This window comes from Luteimonas lutimaris (assembly GCF_039537065.1).
Taxonomy (GTDB): Bacteria; Pseudomonadota; Gammaproteobacteria; order Xanthomonadales; family Xanthomonadaceae; genus Luteimonas; species Luteimonas lutimaris.
This window is the reverse complement of sequence record NZ_BAAAZU010000014.1, coordinates 1-1,884: the sequence shown is the minus strand read 5'-3', so window position 1 is coordinate 1,884 and position 1,884 is coordinate 1. Positions and strand designations below refer to the sequence as shown.

3 protein-coding genes are annotated in these 1,884 nt (G+C 58.6%); 1 reads left to right on the top strand and 2 read right to left on the bottom strand.

Features of this window, described 5'->3' with window-relative positions; genetic code table 11:
- Window positions 1-74 precede the first annotated feature (74 nt).
- Window positions 75-605 carry an REP-associated tyrosine transposase gene (locus ABD679_RS10975; protein WP_344760031.1) on the top strand — a complete coding sequence of 177 codons (531 nt, stop codon included), beginning with the start codon at window positions 75-77 and terminating at the stop codon, window positions 603-605.
- 105 nt (window positions 606-710) lie between these two features.
- On the opposite strand, the gene ABD679_RS10970 is transcribed toward ABD679_RS10975, so the two are convergent.
- Together ABD679_RS10970 and ABD679_RS10965 are read right to left on the bottom strand one after the other, a co-directional pair.
- Window positions 711-1,238, bottom strand: coding sequence for a hypothetical protein (locus ABD679_RS10970; protein ID WP_344760030.1), 528 nt, complete (start codon window positions 1,236-1,238; stop codon window positions 711-713).
- 131 nt (window positions 1,239-1,369) lie between these two features.
- Window positions 1,370-1,522, bottom strand: coding sequence for a hypothetical protein (locus ABD679_RS10965; RefSeq protein WP_344760029.1), 153 nt, complete (start codon window positions 1,520-1,522; stop codon window positions 1,370-1,372).
- Window positions 1,523-1,884 lie beyond the last annotated feature (362 nt).

The window sequence follows — 1,884 nt, the reverse complement described above, 5'->3', positions numbered from 1 at the left end:
GCCGATGCAGAAACTGGCCCTTGCCGCTTAGCTCCACTTTTGGCGACCGCTAAAAGTGGGGGGATTACCATGGCATGCCTGATTACCGACGGGCCCGCGCCACGGGTGCCACGTGGTTCTTCACCGTCAACCTGCTCGAACGCCACGGCAACACGCTGCTGGTGGACGAGATCGAGCGCCTGCGCACCTGCCTGCAAGTCGAACGCGCGCGCCGTCCATTCGCGATCCTGGCCTGGGTCGTCCTGCCCGAACACATGCATTGGCTGTGGCGCCTGCCACCGGGTGACTCCGACTACTCAACGCGATGGCGACGCATCAAGACCGATTTCAGCCGTGGATTGCCCCGGTCGGAACGTCGCTCGAAGGTCCGGCAGTCGCGTGGCGAACGCGGCATCTGGCAACGCAGGTTCTGGGAGCACCAGATCCGCGACGAGACAGACCTGCAGCACCACACCGACTACATCCACTTCAACCCGGTCAAGCACGGCCTGGTCGCGCGGACGGCGGACTGGCCGCACTCCAGCTTCGCCGCCCATGTCGAGAGAGGCGTGTACGCGCCCGATTGGGCGACCGCGCCTTCGCTCAAAGTCCCCGGCGACAGATAGCGCCGGATGACGTAGGGCGGAACCGCCGAAGGCGATTCCGCCGGATGCGGATCGAACGATGCGACCCGGAAGACATGCGGCGGAATCCGCTGCGCGGGTTCCGCCCTACGAGGTCTGAAGGCTTTTTTGGATTTCCGACCGATCGTAGCCGTTCGCATAGATGGAGCAGGTATTGGCTTCCGTAATGGCCAAGAAGATCGCCCTTTCGGGATCCTTGGTAGTCTCCACTATGTATGCCTTTCCTTGAGCCGCCTCAGCCTCAATAGCGGGGTTGAACTTCCTCGGCATGGGGCGAAGCTTGTTCAATTCGGCCATACCTGCGGTTCGCTTGTAGTCGCTGTAGGTGCGGTAGCAGTAGGCCTCGAATTGCCTGACTGGATTTGGCACATCGACCTGTTCGTCTTCTGGAACCTTGGCAGCAGTTTTCCCGTCGGCTTGGGCCTTGGCCATGCATTCTGCAGGCACCAGACCGGTAGCCTGCTGGCACGCTGCGAGCGCGAGGACCATGGCGATGGAGACTATCAGTCGAACGGATTTGTTAGCCATTTTGTTGGCCTGCCAGTAGAGGGGTCGGCTGCTTGCCTGCTCCCATTTTTCCGAGTTAAGAGAAAAGGCCTGGATCTTCCGACGCACCCATTTCGTTGAATACGGTCACGCGGACAACGCACAGCGTGCGAGGGGTCACGTTAGGTGGTTCTTCAAGCAGGAAAGGTGTCAGGACAATCTGAGCCATCGATAATTGTCCTTGGCCCCCGTTTTTCGGGCTAGCCCATGACTAGGACATAGAGACCGCGCAGCACCCCAATGGGCGGGATGACCAAGCCGGCGATGAGCCAGCCCCAAGCGGAGTCCACGAAACTGTCGATTGCGGCGTAGCAGTACAGCGCGGTGAGCGCGATGTAGGCGAGTGATTTCATGCGCCTCTAGGCCCCCCTTTTTCCTTTAAGAATGGTGTCAGGGACAATTTGATCTGAGTTGTCGGAAATTGTCCCTGACACCTTTTTCCCTGCCTTAAATTGCTTCACGCGCGAGGCTCGATGACATTCAACGCGCGGACCAAACCATCATGAACACGGTACTCGTCCGCTTCAACAAAACCTTGCGAAGGATAGAAGCACTTAAACTTCCATTCCGTAGATGCTCCCAACTTGAACCCTAAAATCGAGTTGTCGAATAGGAACTTTAGAAGCCCAACAATCTCAGATTCTGGTGACCTGCCCCCTTTCTCAGGGCCACTTGCTACTTAGTAGAGTCCAGGTTGGGGAGCATACCGCTCCGG